General features: G+C 67.8%; 10 protein-coding genes. 7 read left to right on the top strand and 3 right to left on the bottom strand.

Annotation, left to right across the window (positions count from 1 at the left end; translation table 11 throughout):
- Positions 1–645 precede the first annotated feature (645 nt).
- Positions 646–819 (bottom strand): hypothetical protein, encoded by a 174-nt coding sequence (locus ACFQ8C_RS23715; protein ID WP_383460971.1) that lies wholly within the window; start codon positions 817–819, stop codon positions 646–648.
- A gap of 163 nt (positions 820–982) precedes the next feature.
- Positions 983–1,468, bottom strand: a complete 486-nt coding sequence (locus ACFQ8C_RS23710; RefSeq protein ID WP_383460969.1) for a hypothetical protein — start codon at positions 1,466–1,468, stop codon at positions 983–985.
- A gap of 84 nt (positions 1,469–1,552) precedes the next feature.
- Between ACFQ8C_RS23710 and ACFQ8C_RS23705 the strand changes: the two genes are divergently transcribed.
- From ACFQ8C_RS23705 to ACFQ8C_RS23680, 6 genes are all read left to right on the top strand, one after another.
- A complete protein-coding gene (locus ACFQ8C_RS23705) occupies positions 1,553–2,473 on the top strand; it encodes a hypothetical protein (protein WP_383460966.1) in 921 nt (306 codons plus the stop codon).
- On the top strand, positions 2,470–5,310 hold the full coding sequence (locus ACFQ8C_RS23700; protein ID WP_383460964.1) for a Helicase associated domain protein: 2,841 nt from the start codon (positions 2,470–2,472) through the stop codon (positions 5,308–5,310). The genes ACFQ8C_RS23705 and ACFQ8C_RS23700 overlap by 4 nt, the downstream gene beginning before the upstream one ends.
- A 442-nt stretch (positions 5,311–5,752) precedes the next feature.
- The gene (locus ACFQ8C_RS23695; protein WP_383460962.1) at positions 5,753–6,676 is read left to right on the top strand and encodes a hypothetical protein; all 924 of its coding nucleotides are present in this window, start codon (positions 5,753–5,755) and stop codon (positions 6,674–6,676) included.
- Positions 6,677–6,841: 165 nt separating this feature from the next.
- The gene (locus ACFQ8C_RS23690; RefSeq protein WP_383460960.1) at positions 6,842–7,084 is read left to right on the top strand and encodes a hypothetical protein; all 243 of its coding nucleotides are present in this window, start codon (positions 6,842–6,844) and stop codon (positions 7,082–7,084) included.
- A gap of 403 nt (positions 7,085–7,487) precedes the next feature.
- A complete protein-coding gene (locus tag ACFQ8C_RS23685) occupies positions 7,488–9,527 on the top strand; it encodes a DEAD/DEAH box helicase family protein (protein ID WP_383460958.1) in 2,040 nt (679 codons plus the stop codon).
- A 9-nt stretch (positions 9,528–9,536) separates the two neighbouring features.
- On the top strand, positions 9,537–10,814 hold the full coding sequence (locus ACFQ8C_RS23680; protein WP_383460956.1) for a hypothetical protein: 1,278 nt from the start codon (positions 9,537–9,539) through the stop codon (positions 10,812–10,814).
- A gap of 560 nt (positions 10,815–11,374) precedes the next feature.
- Here ACFQ8C_RS23680 and ACFQ8C_RS23675 read toward each other — a convergent pair.
- Positions 11,375–11,572, bottom strand: coding sequence for a hypothetical protein (locus tag ACFQ8C_RS23675; protein WP_383460954.1), 198 nt, complete (start codon positions 11,570–11,572; stop codon positions 11,375–11,377).
- Between the two features lie 127 nt (positions 11,573–11,699).
- On the opposite strand from ACFQ8C_RS23675, the gene ACFQ8C_RS23670 reads away from it, so the two are divergent.
- Positions 11,700–14,168: an AAA family ATPase gene (locus tag ACFQ8C_RS23670; RefSeq protein WP_383460951.1), complete on the top strand. Its 2,469-nt coding sequence runs from the start codon at positions 11,700–11,702 to the stop codon at positions 14,166–14,168.
- Positions 14,169–14,471 lie beyond the last annotated feature (303 nt).

The following is a 14,471-nucleotide window of genomic DNA, read 5'->3' as shown; positions in this document are numbered from 1 at the left end:
GCCACAGCCTCCAGCGGGCGCAGGCGATCGCCGCGGACATGCCCATCGCCGACACCGAGCCCGTCGAACTCTGGCCCATCCTCCACGAATCCCCGGCGGGCGTGTAACCCGTCAAACGCCGGCGCCGCCGAGGAGCGAACTCTCGGACCGGTGCCGGGATGGACCGCCCCCTGCCGCGCGCCAGGGTGGAGAAGGAAGAAAGACACCTCTCCTGGCCTTTAGGAGAGGTGTCGGCGCCGGAATCGAGTGACCCACGGTCTGTGACCAGCACGGACGCGAAGATCGGCCAGAGGGGCCCGCAACCGGTGATACAACCCGTGGCGGAACCTACGGCGCAACTGGTGGCGCAACCGGATCGCGGCCTGTGGCAAGGGGGCGGGAGCGGGCCTTGTCAGGGAGGAAGGAAGACGCGGTGGGCGGCGGTACGTCACCGAGATGACGTACGGGCGGGGCCGGGCTCGTGCTCCTGATGCTCGATGACGTCCCCTCCGCAAAGCGGTCCGGGCACGGGCTCACGGAGTGACCCAAACACTGACCCTCACAGGTCACAGCGGTGCGGGGTGAGGCTTGGCAAGGCCGGTGGTGAGTGTGGTGGTGGGCGTGGTGAGTGCGGGCCTGCCCGTACTCACCACGGCTGGTCACGCGTCAGTTGAAGGCCTGTACCCCGACCGCGGGGACAGTGAAGGGAGTGCACCGGGTCTCGGTGAGGGTGCCGGAGTCGCCAAGGGCCGGGGCGGTCCAGGCGATGGTCCACGTGGCGGTCGCGGATCCCTTGTAGTCGGCGGCGAGCTCGTAGAGGTGGCCGCAGTCCGGCGACATCGTCTTGCCCCGGCGGGCGGTGTAGGGAGGGCCAGGGCCGGCTGCGGTGAGTGCCGGGTCTCGAAGGAAGCCGGTAGGAGTTCGACGTCTGGGGCGGGGCCTCTTTCTCGCTCGGGATTTCTGCGCCGGGGGCCTGCTGGCGTTGCGGGGGCGGCTGGGGTGGTCAGCTCGCCGCACGCAGCGGCAGACGGCGGCCGAAGACGGTGTCGAAGGAGTGAGCCTGGCGGGTGCTGACCAGGCGGTAGGCGCCGTCGTGCTGGCGTTCGGCGTGGCCGGTGTAGTGGAGGATCTCGACCGGGGTCAGAACACGCAGGTCCCCGAACACGTAGTAGAGCGGGGTCGGCCGGTTGGCGGCGATGAACTGCAGGCCGGCGTGGACGGCTTCGTCCGCGACGGCATAGCGGCCGGAGGTGCTGCTGGGCATGGAGTCCTTCGCGTCGATGGTGACGACCTCGCCGGCGCGGGCGGCGATCAGGTCGGGGAACCAACGCAGCGCCGAGGTGGTCCGGGCCAAGGCCTGCTGAATTGCGGGCGGGTAGGTGCCTTGCCCGCAGCGTTCGACCGTCCATCCCTGCGACGCGAGCGCGGCTGCGACGCGCTGCTCGTGTGCGTCGCCGACCGCCTTGCGTTGCTGCCACTGCGTCACCACGACGCCCCCTCCGACATGTTCGCCTGTAGGTGATACGAGCGTTCCCCTTCTTCGTACTACGCGCTCACCCTTATGATGCCCTTCATGGCGGCATACGAAGACCCACGTTTTCGTCCCACGCTCTGGCCGGGGACGCCGGTCCCCCTGCCGGAGATGACACCCATGCACAGGGTCCGGGCCGAGGGCGACTGGATCGTGTGGGCTGTCCCGGACTTTGACCGGGCCGTGGAAAAGGCGTCGCTGCCGGACGACTTCTACCTGCGCGAGCTGATGGAGGTGGATCCGGCAGACCTGGCTACCGTGGCCGGCTGGATGAACCGATACGGGCGCCTCGGCGGCAGCATCGACTCCGGCAGCTGGGACCACGACGAGTACAGCCGGCTGGAGGAGCTCGAGGAGCGGGAGCATCCCCGATACGGCCCCTGGTCCTTGCACGGCGACCTCGTACGCCACCACATCAGCGAGGCTCAGAGCGCCATCGCCACGTGGCTGGCATGCCGCCGCCCCGGCGGGCTGGACGAACTCGTCGAAACGGAAGTCACCGAACAGCACCTGGCCGACATCGCCGCCGAGAACGACCACGACGACAGCGGCTACCCCAAAACCCTCGACGAGCTGCGCTCCACCACCCTCAGCCTGCGACTGGACGCGCTCCAAAACGCCCTGCACTACAACCTCGCGACCTTCAGCGTCGGCCTGGGCAGCCTCACCGACCGCCGGCCCTCCATCCTCTCCGTCGCCTTCCTCCAGCTGTACAACCACCTCGCCGAGGACGCCACCATCCGCACCTGCGCGAACGAGACCTGCGGACGGGACTTCGTCCGCCAGCGTGGCCGCGCCGAGTACGGCCAAAACCGCACCAGTGGCATCAAGTACTGCGCCCGCGAATGCGCCCGCGCCCAAGCCCAGCGCGAGCACCGGCGCCGCAAAGCCGCCACGATCCGGCAGGCCCCGGCCCCTACGAAAACCCCACCGACCCTGCGAGCAAAGGAGCAGCTCGGGTGATTCACCTCCGTGAGCACCAGGTCGCCGCTGTCACCGCGATCCGCGCCTGGGTCGGCCGCCCCGAGCGCGTGCCCGTTCCCACCCGGGGCGCCCGCGGCACCCTCGTCTCCGCCACCGGATCGGGCAAGACCATCACCGCCGCGTGGGCAGCGCGAGACTGCTTCCCCCACAGTCGGATCCTCGTCACCGTCCCGACCCTGGACCTGCTCGTCCAGACCGCCCAGGCATGGCGCGCTGTGGGCCACCGGGCCCCCATGGTCGCGGTGTGCTCGCTGGAGAACGACCCGGTCCTCGGCGCACTGGGTGTGCGGACCACCACCAACGCCATCCAGCTCGCCCTGTGGGCCGGGACTGGCCCCGTGGTCGTGTTCGCCACCTACGCCTCCCTGGTGGACCGCGAGGACCTGGAGGACCCGACGGGCCGGGGGAAAGTTCGCGGGCCGCTGGAGGCCGCTCTGACGGGCGGGGAGCGCCTGTACGGCCAGCGCATGGACGGGTTCGACCTCGCCATCGTGGACGAGGCACACGGAACCGCCGGTGACCTCGGCCGGCCGTGGGCGGCGATCCACGACAACCAGCGGATCCCTGCCGACTTCCGGCTCTACCTCACCGCGACCCCGCGCATCCTCGCCGCTCCCCGGCCTCAGAAGGGCGAAGACGGCCAGGAGGTGGAGCTCGCGACCATGGCCGACGACCCGGACGGCACCTACGGCACGTGGCTCGCGGAGCTCGGGCTGAGCGAGGCGATCGAGCGGGAAATCCTCGCGGGCTTCGAGATAGACGTGCTGGAGATCCGCGACCCATCCCCCGTCCTCGGGGAGTCGGAGGACGCGCGGCGGGGCCGGCGCCTGGCGCTGCTGCAGACCGCGCTCCTGGAGCACGCCGCCGCCTGGAACCTGCGCACCGTCATGACCTTCCACCAGAAGGTCGAGGAGGCCGCAGCGTTCGCGGAGAAGCTGCCCGAGACCGCGGCCGAGCTGTACATGAACGACGCCTCCGACGCGGACCTGGCGGCCGCGAAGAAGCTGCCCGCGTCGTCGATCGAGGCCGAGTTCTACGAACTGGAGGCAGGCCGCCACGTCCCGCCGGACCGCGTGTGGTCGGCGTGGCTGTGCGGCGACCACCTCGTCGCCGAGCGGCGCGAGGTCCTGCGCCAGTTCGCCAACGGCATCGACGCCGCGGGCCGCCGGGTCCACCGCGCCCTCCTCGCCAGCGTGCGCGTGCTCGGGGAAGGCGTGGACATCACTGGCGAGCGGGGAGTCGAGGCGGTGTGCTTCGCCGACACCCGCGGCTCCCAGGTCGAGATCGTGCAGAACATCGGCCGCGCGCTGAGGCTCAACAGGGACGGCAGCACGAAGGTGGCCAGGATCATCGTGCCGGTGTTCCTGGAGCCGAACGAGGACCCCGAGGGGATGGTCGCCTCCGCCAGCTTCAAACCGCTCGTCGCCGTACTCCAGGGGCTGCGCAGCCACGACGAGCGCCTGGTCGAACAGCTCGCCTCCCGGGCGCTCACGAGCGGCAAGCGCAAGGTGCACCTACGGCGCGACGAGGACGGGCGGATCGTCGGGGCCGGCGGCGCGGACGGAGGCGAGGACCAGGAGGACGACGACACGCAGGCCGCCGCCGAAGCCGCCCTGCTGCACTTCTCCAGTCCGCGCGACGCCGCGACCATCGCCGCCTTCCTCCGGACGCGGGTGTACCGGCCGGAGTCGCTGGTGTGGCTGGAGGGCTACCAGGCCCTCATCCGGTGGCGGAAGGAGAACGAGATCACCGGCGTCTACGCCGTCCCGTACGACGTCGAGGTCGAGGTCGGCGTCACCAAGGACTTCCCCCTCGGACGCTGGGTGCACCAGCAGAGGAAGACGCTGCGGGCCGGCGAGCTCGGGGACCGGCGCAAGACGCTACTCGACGCCCCGGAGGCCGGGATGGTCTGGGAGCCGGGCGAGGAAGCGTGGGAGAACAAGCTAGCCGCACTGCGCTCGTACCGGCGGGCCACCGGACACCTCGCGCCCCGGCAGGACGCGGTGTGGGGCGAGGGCGAGGCAATGGTGCCCATCGGGCAGCACATGGCCAACCTCCGCCGAAAGGGCGGCCTGGGCAAGGACCCGGAACGGGCCACCGTACGCGCGGAGCAGCTGGCGGCGATCGACAAGGACTGGAACTGCCCGTGGCCGCTGAACTGGCAGCGCCACTACCGGGTCCTCGCCGACCTTGTCGACGCCGACGGCCAGCTGCCCTACATCGCGCCGGGCGTCGTCTTCGACGGTGATGACATCGGCACCTGGAGGTGGCGGCAGCAGGAACCGGGAACCTGGGCACAGCTGATGCCCGAGCAGCGGGACCGGCTGACCCAGCTGGGCGTCAAGCCCGCTGAGGCGTCGTCTCCCGCACCGGTCGCCAAGGGTGCGACGAAGGGCCAGGGCAAGGCGCAGCAGGCGTTCCAGCGCGGCCTGGCGGCCCTCGCCCAGTGGGTGGAACGGGAAGGCGCGGACCGGCCTGTCCCGCGCAGCCACGCTGAGGAGATCGTGGTCGACGGCAAGACGGAACCGGTGACCGTGAAGCTAGGCGTATGGGTCTCGAATACCAAATCGAGGCGCGACAGGCTCACGACGGAGCAGCGCGCCGAGCTCGCCGAGCTCGGTGTCGACTGGGCGGGCGCAGCACCAAAGCAAGCCGCCTCGGCTCCGACGGACAGCGGCCCGGCGCAAACCATGACGCCGGAGGTGCTGGCGCATGGGCAGCATGTGCCCCACGCCGATACGTTGCAGGACGGCACCTGCACCTGCGACCTCATCGAGCAGTACGGGCCGCCCTCCGAACGGGAGGACTCCTACTGAGACGACCGCTACGCGCTCCCCCACCGGACCCTGGGCCCGTACAGGCCCAGGGTCTCGTGCTGTCGGCGCAGTCGTACGGACCCCGTCACGGCCGCCCGGAGCGCGTCGCCCAGGTGGAGACGACATGCGGATAGCGGCACCGGCGGCCGGGCGTGTCCCGGTCCGCCAGGCCCCACTCGGGCCGTCTCCTCCCAAGCACGAAGTCACGAGTTGAGATTGTCAAGTGTTGGCATCCAGGTTGCTATAGATCGCAATCTGAGTACACAAGAGTTACGGGCCACAAACACAGTCCAGCCTGCGGTCTTTGATGGACAGAGTTTCCTATCGGGGTCATCAGTGTTCACATGTTTTCCGACTAGCCGAGCTGAGCGGGCGCCCGGCCGGGTGCGCGCTCCCGCAACCGGCGCCCGAACCGCCCACGCTGGGGCGCATAGTTGGTCCCGTGAACACCGAACTGACCGTGCTCAAGCGGGACAAGGCCGTGAGCCAGGGCGACACGATACGAATGCTGCTGGACGAGTCCAAGCGCTCCAGCCGCGCTGTCCCCATCCGGCGCGCGTTCGTCCAGGACACTCTCCCCGGCCCCCGCCTGGTCACGAAACCCGGCCCTCTCCGTCGCCTGCTGCGCAGCCCCGAGCGACTGGAGCTCTTCCTCCTGATCCACTGCGTCGCCGCACGGGGACCACTCCCGCGTGGTCGCGTCGACGGCGACTGGGGGGTGACTCGCCGGTCCGAGACATGGGGTCGCGCCGCAGGGATCTCGTTCGCCACCGACGGCACGGCGAGCGCCGCAGTCTCCCGGCACCTGGCCAAGCTGAAGGAACTGAAACTGATCAGCACGGCGCCGGACGGCCGGATGACCCGCATCACCAAGCTGCACGAGGACGGCTCCGGGGACCCGTACACGCTGCCGTCGGGCAACTGGGAGGGCTCCCGCAAGGACATCTACTTCAAGGTGCCCTTCGCGTACTGGGAGCAGGAGTACTACAAGTCGCTGACGATGCCAGCGAAGGCGATGCTGTTCATCTTCATGAGCCAGCGCAAGCCCTCCTTCGTCCTGCACAAGGACAAGCAGTTCGCGTCCTGGTACGGGATCTCCCTGGCGACCGTCGGGCGCGGCATCACGGAGCTGAAGGCAAAGGGGCTGCTGCACGAGTTCCTCACTGAGCAGTACCTGGACGGCTCCTCCATCTTCGGCCAGAGCACGGGTGTGCGCTGGGCGCTCGCCGCGCCGTTCGACCTGAACGTCAACAAGACGGAGCGCGAGGCGGCAGAGGCCTCTTGGACTCTTGAGGGCGTCGCCCGTACCGCGCTGCGGATCGGTTCCCGTGTTCCCGCGCTCTCGGGGGTCGCGATCCCGCGATGAGCACCGCTGGGGCGCACGGCCCCGGCCCCACGACTCCCGGCCCGGCACACCTGGGTCGGGCGCGGCGCAGGCCGCCGCCCCGCAAACGGGCGACGGCCCCCTGTTGGAGCAGGGAGCCGCCCAGTGAAGAAACTGACAGTCACTCCCCAAGGAGGCACCATCAGCATGTCTAATGAGACTAAGGGCACTGACCAGCTGGCGTCGACCCGCCATCGCAAGGGCAGCGGCAAGCTGCGCCACATCTGGTCCGAGATCCCGACCCGGCTGCAGCAGTTGCTGGACGGCGTCCGCCATCGTCGCCTGCGCGCCCTCGCCCGTACGGCGGGCTACGGCGTCCTCCGTGGCGCCGCCAGCACCGTGGGTGCGAGCGGGACCGCGTGGATCATCTGGTGGATCCAGCAGCGCTGACCCGGCACACCCGCTGATCCCACGTCCGTCGATCTGGTGGTCCCAGTCTCCCCGGCCGGGGCCATCAGCGGAGCACACGTCGGTCGGTGGCGGCACGGAAAGAAGCCCTAACGCAGATTCCAAGGCTTCTTCCTGCCCGGCCCACCGTCGTAGGGTCAGCCGAAGCCAAGCCGGCCGGCGACCGACCCACGCCCAGGTCGGGTCTCGCCGACATGCAGTCTGCCCTGGCATCCCACGCAGGCCGTATAGCTGGTGCTCCGTTGACGGCGCCAGACCCCATGTTCTGCGACCCGAAGATCTTCCGAGGATCGTCACCGTCTTGCGGTTGCTGTAGCTGATTCGGCACCGACTGTCAGAGGGGCGGTCTAGGCTGCGGCCATCGCTGCCTGCGAGGGGGAGGGCCTTGGTAGAGCTTGATCCGCAGCGCTTTTTCAGTAGCCAGCAACGTCAGGTCTTGTACTCGCTCGCCGAGGGATGTTGCGAGCTTTGTGGCAAAGAGCTGGTTTCCGGCTGGAACGCCGACCACCGCATCCCTTGGATCGCCGGTGGTCCGACGACCGTCGAGAACGGACAGGCCCTGTGCGCAGGGTGCAACAACAAGAAGGGGCGGGAGATGCAGTTCCAGGACAGGTTCAAGCCGCGACCGTTTCAGGCGGATGTGGTCACCCAAGTCATCGATGGCATCGAGTCGGGCCGCGACCGGACGGTTGTCCTTGCCTCGCCAGGTTCGGGAAAGACACTGGCGTACTTGTCACTGGCCACTCGTCTGTTCCGTGAGGGCCGCATCGACCACATCGCGGTGTTCGTGCCTCGCGTCACGCTGGCGCAGCAGTGTGAGATCGGGTGGCAGCATCTCACTCCCGACAAGCGATCAGAAGGTCTGTGCAAGCTGTTCGAGACGCCGCGGTTCGGCAAGATCTGGCACCGCACGAATGAGGTCCCGCTCACAGAGGGGAAGGGCACCGGCTTCGTTGCTACCTATAGTGCTCTTGCCACCAGCGAGTCGATCTTCCTGGAGTGGGCTACTAAACACCAGGGCCGCTTCTTGCTGATCGCTGACGAGGCCCAGTTCTGCGGAGACTCCAAGGACAACGACGGCGGCGGTACACGTGCCGGCACCCTGATCCAAAAGCTCCACGGTTTCGCGCTGCATACTCTGCTTCTGACCGGCACGCCGTACCGTGCGGACAACGCTCCTCTGGTGCTGGCCGACTACGCCGAGCCGCGGCCTGACGACCCCAGAGGTCTCAGGCCCCTGGTCAAGCACGCCGAGGCCACGTACGCCGACGGCATTGCGGAAAACTACCTGCGTACCTTCGAGATGCACCTGACTGAGGCGCGTGTGTCGCGTCGCACCCTGGGCGATCCCGCAGACCGCAACAGCGGCGACACGCTCCTCACGTACAACCTGTCGGACGATGGGGACGGCCTGGCCGAGGTCTTGCGTGATCCCAAGACCTGGGAGCCGTTGGTGGAGCAGGTCGTCGACAAGGTTCGTGACAAGCAGCGGTTCAATCCCGAATACCGCGGGCTGATCTCCTGCATGGGGCAGAGCGAAGCCAGGAAGGTCCAGAAGTACCTGCAAAGCCGCCATCCGGGTCTGCGTGTCGGAATCGCCGTCTCCTCCGACACGGAGGCGCCTCGGGCCTTGGCGGAGTTCCGCTCCCTGCCGATGGACATCCTCGTGACCGTGCGGATGGCGTTCATCGGCTACGACTGCCCCCAGATCAGCGTTGTCGGAATCCTGACTCACTACCGCGACACCGGACATCTCATGCAGCTGGTCGGGCGAGGGCTGCGGGTCTGGAGCGGGATGGCTCCCCGGGAGCAGTCGTGTCTGATCATCGCTCCGGATGACCCGAAGATGAAGGACTTCCTCGAGCACCTGCGCGGTCAGCGGGAGGAAGGTCTGCGCCGCGTCAAGGAACGTGAGGCCGCTGAGGAGTCGACTGGCACCGCCGAGGAAGGCCAGCTCGCGCTGACCTTCGTGGAATCGGCTGTAGCCACAACCACCCGTGCCGCGAGCAACGACACCGATGTCGAATCTGACGAGCTGATGCTCATCGAGTCGATCAAGGTGGAGGTGGACTCTGCTGAGGACGCGACCAAGCTCGCAAGATTCCTGGATCTGTACGGTATCCGGGCGAAAAGGGCGCAGGACGTACCGGGTCCGCGAGGTGACTCGGACCATGAGGTCTTCGTCGAGATGCCTCAGCCTCCGCGTACCGACAAGGAGATCATGGAGGACCTCAGGAGCAGGACCACGACCGCCATCACCCGGTATCTTCACGCCTGCGGCGTGGCGCCCGGATCCGCCGGCTACCAGGACGCTGTCCAAAAGGCCACGTTCAGAGTGAACGAAGTCGCTGGCTACACCACGAAGACGGCCAACACCGTCGATCGCGCCGAGAAGCGGCTGAAGGCCGCACTAGCCCTGAAATAGGAGGGCCGTATGAGCGTACGCATAGAGTCGAACTCGCAGCTCACCCCAGAACAGGAGCGTGTCTACCGGCTCCGCAACGCTGCGGAGCGCGATGGCGGAACGCCCGGCGGCTTCCTTGAGCTGCTTGCCGCCGTCGTGGCTGACGGCACGTGGCGCCAGATTCCCTCTGGGATCAACTCCTCTGCCCCGTTCTCCTCCTTCGCGGATTTCATCGAGGCCAAGCCGCCGTTCGGCCTTGGTCAGCGGGTACAGGACGTCCACGTGCTACTGCAGATGCGCCATCCGCACGAAACGGTCACTGAGATCCGGACGAAGATGGACGCCATGCGTGCCGAGGTGCGCCGGCTTCTGGCAGAAGACGGCATCACCAGCTACTCCGAGCAGCAGCGAGAACGGGACATCCAAGCTTGGACGGCCCTTGACAAGGCTGGTAGTTGGTGGCTGGCCTTCTTCGTGGCCTGCCAGGTACATCCAGCGAATGCTGGAACGGTGGAAGCGCCGAGGCACGGAGGCATGCCCAAGATCTCCGCTGCCGAGTTCGCCCGGCGCGCAGGTACGTCTCCTGAACGCATCCTGCGCTACTACAAGGCGTGGGAAGCAGCACACGGGGCGGGCGCCGTAATGGTGAGCGCGACTCACTTGTATCCCGGTCATGAACCCATGGAGCTTCCTCCGGCCGAGGACTGGACGCTGTACTACACGAGCCGCCGCAGTGCCTCCTCCGACCGGGGCGCCCTCATCAGCGCGGCCGCTGAAGCAGAGGGGATCCGGCCGACCAAGGCACTAGAAGTCGCAGAGAATCCCACTGCGCTGCGTGCGGCGATCATGGCCGACCCCAAGACGGCAGAGGCCGCTCGCAATGCGCTCAAAGCCCTCACCGCTGAGGAACGCCGCGAAGAACACCTTTTCTATGTCCGGCAAGCGGCTGAAGAAGGGAAGGCTCAGGCCCCTTCCGGGCAGGTGATCGAACTGCCGGAGCAGATAAGGAACGAAGTCACCGCGCACTTGGCGGAGGTTACCGACGACACAGCTGACCCGGAAGCGGTGTCCCACACCTACGAAGCAGTGCAAGAGCTGGTGGCCAAGGTCGTCGAAGCGGATCCGCAACTGCGTGTGAGCGAGCAACGGGTGCGGTTCCAGAGAGCGCTCAAGGCAACCCGCAAAAACATCTCATCCATCGACCCCACGGACTTGCCAGCCGTTGTCGACGACGACCTACGCCAGGAGATCACCTCCTTGCAAGAACTCGTCAACGCCCTCGTGGCAAGCATCACCAGCCGCAGGTAGGCATAGCCTGACCTACCAGGCGCCATGGGTTAACCGGGCTCTGCGTCGGCGTCAGCCGACGACGGCCTGGCCACTGCCCTCCGTGTCGCTGAAGAGCACGACCACATACACCGGGCCCCGGGGATGTCTTCACTCCCCGGGCCTGCGATCTGTCCGGGCATGGGTCAGATGTACCCGGCTACCTTGATGCTGAGCCAGTTGCCGGCTCGTTCGCGGGCCTCACCACTTCCTGCTCCACACGCGTGGTGAATGTGCTCCGATCCCCTATCAGCCTCGCCTATCAACAGGCCTATTCACCTGGGAAAACAGGTCCGAGACCTATCAGGGACGTGGACGGACTCACCATGGTGAGAGCCACTTACCAAAGGCAGTCGTACGACGCGTGCAGGCGACCCGTGTGTACGGGCGGAGCGGGAAAGATGGGCGGCCCGGTGGTACTGCCCCCAGAGCGCTCTGGGCACCGGGCCTGGCCCGCGCACGCCATATCGGCACGGGCTGCGCCCGACCCTACCCGGACAGGGTGGGGCCGGTGCCGGGATCAGCGGGGCCCAGGTGGCGGGTCATTTCACGAGGCCGGTGAAGGCGGCGGTGACGGCAGCCGCGAGGGTGAGCACCGCCGTGAAAACGATGACGGCGCGGGTGAGGGCGGTGGGGTAGGTGGCGCCGTCCAGCCGAGCGAGCTTACCCGCGCCGACGGCGGCGAGCAGCGCGATCACGAGGACAAGCACGGTGGTGAGGAGAATGAGGGCGAGGTTCACGGCAGGCTCCCGGTAGGGGTGATGGAGGTGCTGGCGTGACCGAAGATCGCGGAAACAGTGTTCGCCGTGGTTCAGGCCGGACGATGATGAACACCGTCGAACACTGCGGGGTCTGGGGAGCAAGCAGGTGAACGAGGAACAGGGACTGGTCGGGGAAGCGGCTCTCACCGAGCTGCGCCGGAGACTCCGCGGGGAGCTGGCCAGAGGCCGGTGGACCAAGACCTTGCTCGCCAGCCGCGCCAGGGTGGGGCGTACGACGGTGTCGGAAGCGTTCCGCGAGAACGGGCCGGTGCCGTCGGAAGCGACGGTGGCAGCTCTCGCCGATGCCCTACGCCTTCCGCGCGAAGAACTGCTGGGGCTGCGCCACCGCGCCACAAGGACGAGCCCTGAGGCAAGTAATCCGCAAGAGCGGAACGTGGAGGACGTCCCCAAGTTGGGCCGCCCGATCGGTGAGTGGGATCCGCATGCTCTGGAAGTGCACCCGGCAGGCCCCACCGTGATGTCGAACGGGAGCGTGGGCGGGCCCGGCGCGCGGGTGCTTTCCCGGTACGTACGGCGGGAACACGATCGCCTCCTGGACGAGGCAGTGCAGGAGGCGGCCTCAGGCTGTAGCAGGATAGTGGTCCTGGTGGGGTCGTCCTCGACGGGCAAGACACGGGCCTGCTGGGAGGCGGTCCAGCCGCTCGCCGCCGAGGGCTGGTACCTGTGGCACCCATTCGACCCAACCCGGGCCGAAGCAGCACTGGAAGACCTGCACCAGGTAGGGCCGCAGACGGTGGTGTGGCTGAACGAGGCCCAGCACTACCTCGGCGACCGCGAACACGGCGAACGGATCGCCGCTGCCCTCCACCATCTCCTCACCTCTCCCGAACGCGGGCCCGTCCTCGTCATGGGAACCTTGTGGCCCGAGTACGCCCAGCAATACCGGGCCATACCCACCCCCGGAGAGCCGGACCCGCACAGCCGGGCCCGGGAGCTCCTCGCCGCGAGCACCCTGGCCGTCCCGGAGTTCTTCGACGCCCAGGCCCTGGCCACAGCGGCCGAGCTCGCCAAGAGTGGCGATGTTCTGTTGGCCGACACCCTTACCCGTGCCGGCGTAGACGGGCGGGTGGCCCAGGACCTGGCAGGCGCTCCGGTCCTCCTCGACCGTCTCCGTGATGCCAGTGCGCCGGCCCGGGCGCTGCTGGAGGCGGCCATGGACGCCCGCCGTCTCGGCGTCGGCCTCCACCTCCCCCAGGTGTTTTTGACCGACGCCGCCGTCGACTACCTCACCGACCTAGAACATGACCAGCTACCTGACCACTGGGCACCCCTGGCCTATGACGAACTCGCCGCCACCGTCCACGGCAAACAAGCCCCCCTGCGCCGTACTCACCCCCGCCCCCCACGACGTCCTCCCACCCTCATGACTGGCGCCAACTCTGAGGCTTCGAAACCTGCGGGGCCGCTGTTCCTGCTCGCCGACTATCTCGAGCAACACGGCCGTGACACCCGCCGCCGTCTCTGCCCACCTGCGTCTTTCTGGCACGCCGCCTACACCCATCTCACCGACCCCAGCGACCTCAATAGCCTCACCGAAGCAGCAAATGACCGGCACCGCCTGCAGTGGGCTGCCCACCTCCGCAACCGCGCCGTCAACCACAACAGCACCACCGCTCTGGATCGCATGGGGGAGCTGGGAGAGAAGGCTGGGGACCGGCAACCCGCCGAGACTGTTGCCTGGGAGGCCGCCCGCGGCAACGCTGGCCTCGCCTACCGCGTGGCCGAGCTCCGGGAGAAGTTTGGGAACCGCAAAGGAGCTGAAGTCCAGGGCCAGCACGCTGACGAGCGCGTCAACCCTGGTGCCGTGCGCCGCTTGGTCGAGCAACGAGAAGGGGTCGGTGACCGGCAAGGGGCTGAAGCCCTGGCCCGGCGCGCTGCGGATCACGGCCACACCGACCTACTGCGTCAGTTGGCTCTGGCGCGAGAGGAAGCCGGAGAGCATACGGAGGCCGAGAGCCTGGCTCGGCAAGCCGCTGGCTACGGCGACACTCACACCCTTTACCTCTTGGCCGAGCTTCGAAAGGAGGCTGGGAGCAGGAACGGGGCCGAGGACATAGCTCGGCAGGCGGCCAGCCACGGCAACACCCGCGCTCTCTACCTCTTGATCGGGCTGCGGGAAGACGATGGGGACAGGGAAGGAGCCGAGGAGCTCGCTCGGCAAGCCGTCCACAAGGGCAAACCCGGTGGCCTATACCTGTTGGCTGGGCTGCGTGAGGAGTCTGGGGATAAGGCAGGGGCTGAAGCCCTGGCCCGGGAAGCCGCAGGTCTCGGGCACAACGGGACCTTGCGCCAGTTGGCGGTAATGCGAGAACAGTCCGGGGATAAGACAGGGGCTGAGACCCTAGCCCTGGAGGCCGCCGACCACGGTCACCTCGGTGCTCTGTGCCAGCTGGCTCTGATACGGGAACAGACCGGGGATAGGAAGGGCGCTGAGAAACCGGCCCGGCAGGTCGCAAACTATGGCAGCAAGACCGCCTTGCAGAGACTGCTCCACGCTCTGTGGCCAAATGGCCTCGACCCCGACGGTACGCCGACCCTGCCGTGGAAGCCGTAGTCGACACCCTGGTGAGCCAGAAGGTGTGGAGCGGCGCCGGCGCCGAACGTAATGCTGCTGAGGCGGGTGCCCACCCCGCGAGCCGCACTTTGCACACGCGATCCGCAAGGGCCGGAATCGTCGCCTTGATACAGCATCTGCGTACGTAGGAACGGATATCCCAAGAGTCGTACACCTTGTGGGCCCGCACACGGTCCAACTGCTTCCGCGGCTTGCCAAGCCCGACTCGGGGCATCCTGATCATCTCCAGGACCGGCTCGAACTGTGGGAAGCCATACCCCGCAGTCCAACGGTGATCACCCC

The sequence above is a fragment of the Streptomyces sp. NPDC056503 genome, assembly GCF_042794995.1.
Taxonomy (GTDB): Bacteria; Actinomycetota; Actinomycetes; order Streptomycetales; family Streptomycetaceae; genus Streptomyces.
Note: the sequence above shows the minus strand (reverse complement) of the source record. Positions and strands in the feature narration are given on the sequence as shown.

What these genes read in the sequence shown, in the direction of transcription:
- ACFQ8C_RS23715 (WP_383460971.1), bottom strand. Translation starts at nt 819, where the DNA reads ATGTCGCCGGACTGCGGCCACCTCTACGAGCTCGCCGCCGACTACAAG.
- ACFQ8C_RS23705 (WP_383460966.1), top strand. Translation starts at nt 1,553, where the DNA reads ATGGCGGCATACGAAGACCCACGTTTTCGTCCCACGCTCTGGCCGGGG.
- ACFQ8C_RS23690 (WP_383460960.1), top strand. Translation starts at nt 6,842, where the DNA reads ATGTCTAATGAGACTAAGGGCACTGACCAGCTGGCGTCGACCCGCCAT.
- ACFQ8C_RS23680 (WP_383460956.1), top strand. Translation starts at nt 9,537, where the DNA reads ATGAGCGTACGCATAGAGTCGAACTCGCAGCTCACCCCAGAACAGGAG.